The organism is Hoeflea sp., from assembly GCF_984452065.1.
This window is the reverse complement of sequence record NZ_CFHWAF010000220.1, coordinates 1-4,423: the sequence shown is the minus strand read 5'-3', so window position 1 is coordinate 4,423 and position 4,423 is coordinate 1. Positions and strand designations below refer to the sequence as shown.

The window sequence follows — 4,423 nt, the reverse complement described above, 5'->3', positions numbered from 1 at the left end:
CAAATAGATCACTTGACCAAAATGGATACTCTAAGCAAACGCAACAAAGCAGCCCCCGGGCTGTGCAACCCCTGCCGCGTGCCAGCCAGCCCAATGCTGTACAGCCGCGCATGGAGCGCGCTTCCGGCAATCGCCGCAACGGCTGACCGGAACCTTTTGCCGAACACAGACGCAGGCTCGCCCTGCGTCTTTTTCGTTAAACTTCTGTTCTTAATGAATAATCCGTCACCCGGGCGTTAACCGCGATCACCAAACCGTGCGCATGGCAAGCTTTAAATCGCCTTGTGCCGATATCATATAAAATAGAACGAAAGCCCGTTGATTCGAGTCGACGGGCAACGGGTGAATTGCGGCGGCAACGGTGGGCCGCGGGAGAATTCAGATGGAGCTTGCATCCTCGACATCCAGGCAGGACGAAACGACCGCCTTCGATCATCCGGAATTTGACGGCCATGAGAAGATTGTTTTCGGGCATGATGCGCAGACCGGGCTTTATACGGTCATCGCCATCCATGACACACGGCTCGGTCCGGCCATGGGCGGCTGCCGCATGTGGCCCTACGCCAATACCCAGGAAGCGCTGACCGATGCGCTGCGCCTGTCACGCGGCATGACCTACAAGAATGCGATGGCCGGGCTCGATTTTGGCGGCGGCAAGGCCGTGATCATCGGCGATCCGAAGCTGCACAAGACACCCGAACTCATGCACGCCTTCGGCCAGAAGGTCGATGCGCTCGGCGGCCTTTACATAACCGGCGAGGATGTCGGGCTGACGCCGGCCGACATGGAATCCATCGGCGGCGCCACGGAACATGTGCGCGGCACATCGAAAACCCATCGTGGCGATCCCTCGCCCTATACGGCGCTCGGCGTCTACAATGGCATCCAGGCCGCCCTGCGCCATAAATTCGGCTCCGACGACCTGCATGGCCGCACGGTCTCGCTCCAGGGCCTCGGCAATGTCGGCTTCACCCTTGCCCGCTTTCTGCATCATGCGGGCGCGGACCTTGTTGTCTCAGACATCAATGAAAAGGCCGTCCAAAATGCCATCGATGCTTTCTCGGCCGGATCGGTGAACCCCGAGGACGCGCACAAGGTCGAGGTGGATGTTTTTGCGCCTTGCGCCCTCGGCGCCGGCCTCAACGCGGTGACGATCCCCGAGCTTGGCGCGCCCATCGTCGCCGGCGCCGCCAACAACCAGCTTGCCGAGCCCGGGGATGGTGCGGCGCTTGCCGAACGCGGCATCCTTTACGCGCCCGACTATGTGATCAATGCCGGCGGCGTCATCGCACTCGCCCTGCACGATGTTGAGGATGAAGTCCTTGAAACCACCGTGCGCAATATCGGCGAAACACTGACGACCATTTTCCGCCGGGCCGAGTCCGCGCCGACCGACGTGATCGCCGATCGCATGGCGGAGGAGCGCCTGTCGTCACGCGACGTCTGAGCCTTTCAACACCGCCGAAAGTCCCATCCCCTCATGCCGCGTCGCGGCGAATGAGCGGCTGTATTTGTAATCTTGTTCCCTTTCTGTTCACTTTTTGCTTGAGAGTGACAAAAGAATTCCCCATACTACGCTTCTGCAATGCAGGATTGAATTGGCCGGCGCCGGCTTCGAGGCAGGCGAGCCTGTCGCCTGCTGAAAGGATCAGGATATGAGTGACGAAGACCAATCCCCGTGGCGGGAGCGATACTGGTGGGAAGACGATCTTGTCCGCATGGAGAGAGAACGCACAGAGCGGGCCCTTAGCGAGGGCAAGGACGAGGACCACTATTTCGAAACCGATCCCGACAGGAAGATCACGTTGGAAGACTGCTTCCGCTTCATCCGCACCTGCCAATCCATGCCGGAGGTTTGGGATTCGCTTGCGAATATCCACCTGCCAACGCCAGAGGAAGAAGCGGCGGGTTATGAATGGTCGGAGGAGGATGACAAGAGGAACGATGTGTCGAACTACTTTCTTAGATGGTACGCCATGAAGCACCACCCTGGCGTCCACGACTCCGCTCTGCTGGGTCCCGCCGCTGTCGTAGAAATGTACGGCAACGGATTGATCGATGATCTCTTCGGTCCGGAGGCCATCGATTATATGCTCGATGACGATTACATCGAGAGGGGTGAGGCATGAACTTCCTTCTCGATAAGAACACATAAAATGCACGGTTGAAATGATCGACGCCGGCTTAAAGCCGCGCGACTGTCGCCTGCTGAAAGGATCAGGATATGAGTGACGAAGACCAAACCCCGTGGCGGGAGCGATACTGGTGGGAAGACGACCTAGTCCGCATGGAGAGAGAACGCACAGAGCGGGCCCTTAGCGAGGGTAAGCACGAGGACTACTATTTCGAAACCGATCCCGACAGGAAGATAACGTTGGAAGACTGTTTCCGCTTCATCCGCACCTGCCAGTCCATGCCTGAGGCGTGGGACGCCTTTGCCAATCTGCGCGTGCCGACTGAGGAGGAGGAAGCAGCCGGCTATGAGTGGCCGGAGGAAGATGACAAGAGGAACGATGTGTCGAACTATTTCATGAAATGGTACGCCATGAAGCACCTTCCCGGCGTCGATGACTTTGCTCTGCTTCGCCCTGCGGCGGTTATTGAAATGTGCGGCAATGGCATGATGGATGATCTTTTCGGTCAGGAAGCCATTGAATACCTACTGGGCAGCAGGTGGGTCGAGGGAGGCCGTCAATGAACTTTCTTATTGACACGAATCCGCTTGAGGAACTCTACAAGCTGGCCCATCTTCCTGATTTGCCGGACGGGTTTGACCCACTGGGACCGTTCAAGGGTAAGCATACGCATATTATAGTCTTGCGCGAAACTATAAACGAGATGAGAACAAAACGTAAACGCGATGCGGTTGAGGTGTGGCTGAAAGCCAATGGCGCCACAATACATCAGCAGTTCAAGAAGGACGGCGCGTTTGAATCCGTCAGGGACAAATTTGCCCGATGTCCAAGGCAGACGGTCAAGCCGGGGCAAAGATCCGACATCGCGGCGTTTGCCTTTCTGCATGACAGGCGCCACGACCGCCAACACTATGCGATGGTTGGCCGGGATGCCGACTGGGCGGACTATCGCACAATGGTCAAGCAGGAATTCGTCAATCCCAACCACACGTCCTACGCGGGCCTCAGCCAGGTTTACGTGCAGGAAGTCCTCAACGGGCGAATGACGACGGCGCAGCTCGCGGGGGTTTTCGATCATTTGTCGGTACACGACCTGCCGGACGCATACGGTCTGAGACTGTCGGAAATCAAGGACAGGCTCAAGGCCGAGGCCAATTCCAAGATGGGCCGGAAGAAACCCGAGCGCGTCGAGAAACTCAAGCTGGAACTGCTCGAGGATTATATTGGGAAGGCGCGGAAGGCGATCAGAATACAAGACGGCAGGCGCGTCTTTACGGCAAAAGAGGGAAAGAATCTCGGCATCGTCGGCATCAGTGGCGTTGCACTGGAAGAGACCGTACGAAGGCTCGGAGGCGCGGCCAACGTGGCCGAGATCGGCCTTGTTACCAGGGAGGTTCGGGACCATCTGAAGGCCGGCAATGAAGAAGAGGCGTTCAAGACCATTGTGCGTTTTGCGTCCGAGACGGTCGGTGGGAGTGCAGCCGGTGCGGCGGCGGTTGGAGCCGCTACCGTGCTCGCCGGCGCTGTCGGTGTTACCCTCGCCCCCTGGGCACTCCTTGCGACAGGCGTTGTCGCTGGCGTGGCAGGCAGTCTTGCCGTCGGCGAGCCGGCCGGTGATCTGGCAGCGGATTTTGCCCGCCACATGGCCGAGCGCCATGGCGAAGAAGATTTCACCTTCGACTTGCTGATTGAAGAGGCGCGCCGCTTCGCGACCGGGCGCGGCGTTGATCCGGACCGCTTCGACGAAATGCTCAATCCGCAAAAGACCGGTCGCCTGCGGGCGCTCACCGAGAACTTTGAAAAAGGGGATCGCCTGCCCCGCCGGAATCCCTCGGAGATCACCTTGCGGGGCTTCACCGTCGATCCTTCGGACCCCTCCTATCTGGTCGATGATGAGGCGCACTACTTCAATATCCGCGACGGCAGGGGTGGCGAATGGCAAATCGCCGTGGACCACAAGGCGATCGACAACGCCCCGATCGTGCGTGAGGACGGGCATGCCTTCAAGCGCATCGAACTGGATGACGGTACATTCTTCTATTCGCCTAAATCGAGGTCGATCTATGCCTATGTGCCGCGGGTCTACCCTGCGCCGCAAAGGGGTGAACGCGCCATTGATCCGCCGTCGGCGCCCTCCCCGACTGGCTTCCTTGCCCCCGCCTCGCCGCATTACGACCCGGGGATGAAGATCGACTTCTTCGGCAGGCCGATGCGGGCCGGCGATCTGGTCGACGGCGATCCGGATGTCGGCGATGTCAGCTACTATCCGGGGGACGATGATGGAAGCC

General features: G+C 59.0%; 4 protein-coding genes. All 4 read left to right on the top strand.

The features are described from left to right. Positions 1 to 382: 382 nt before the first annotated feature. The gene (locus tag AC5E6N_RS23485) at positions 383 to 1,447 is read left to right on the top strand and encodes a Glu/Leu/Phe/Val dehydrogenase dimerization domain-containing protein (RefSeq protein WP_491750077.1); all 1,065 of its coding nucleotides are present in this window, start codon (positions 383 to 385) and stop codon (positions 1,445 to 1,447) included. A gap of 208 nt (positions 1,448 to 1,655) precedes the next feature. Beyond that, a complete protein-coding gene (locus AC5E6N_RS23480) occupies positions 1,656 to 2,129 on the top strand; it encodes a hypothetical protein (RefSeq protein WP_491750076.1) in 474 nt (157 codons plus the stop codon). Between the two features lie 95 nt (positions 2,130 to 2,224). Beyond that, positions 2,225 to 2,698: a hypothetical protein gene (locus AC5E6N_RS23475; RefSeq protein ID WP_491750075.1), complete on the top strand. Its 474-nt coding sequence runs from the start codon at positions 2,225 to 2,227 to the stop codon at positions 2,696 to 2,698. Beyond that, on the top strand, positions 2,695 to 4,423 hold a 1,729-nt coding region (locus AC5E6N_RS23470), incomplete at its 3' end, for a hypothetical protein (protein ID WP_491750074.1). The genes AC5E6N_RS23475 and AC5E6N_RS23470, both read left to right, overlap by 4 nt.

Bases quoted from the DNA above. Each gene is read 5' to 3' on its own strand.
- AC5E6N_RS23485 (WP_491750077.1), top strand. From the start codon at position 383: ATGGAGCTTGCATCCTCGACATCCAGGCAGGACGAAACGACCGCCTTC.
- AC5E6N_RS23480 (WP_491750076.1), top strand. From the start codon at position 1,656: ATGAGTGACGAAGACCAATCCCCGTGGCGGGAGCGATACTGGTGGGAA.
- AC5E6N_RS23475 (WP_491750075.1), top strand. From the start codon at position 2,225: ATGAGTGACGAAGACCAAACCCCGTGGCGGGAGCGATACTGGTGGGAA.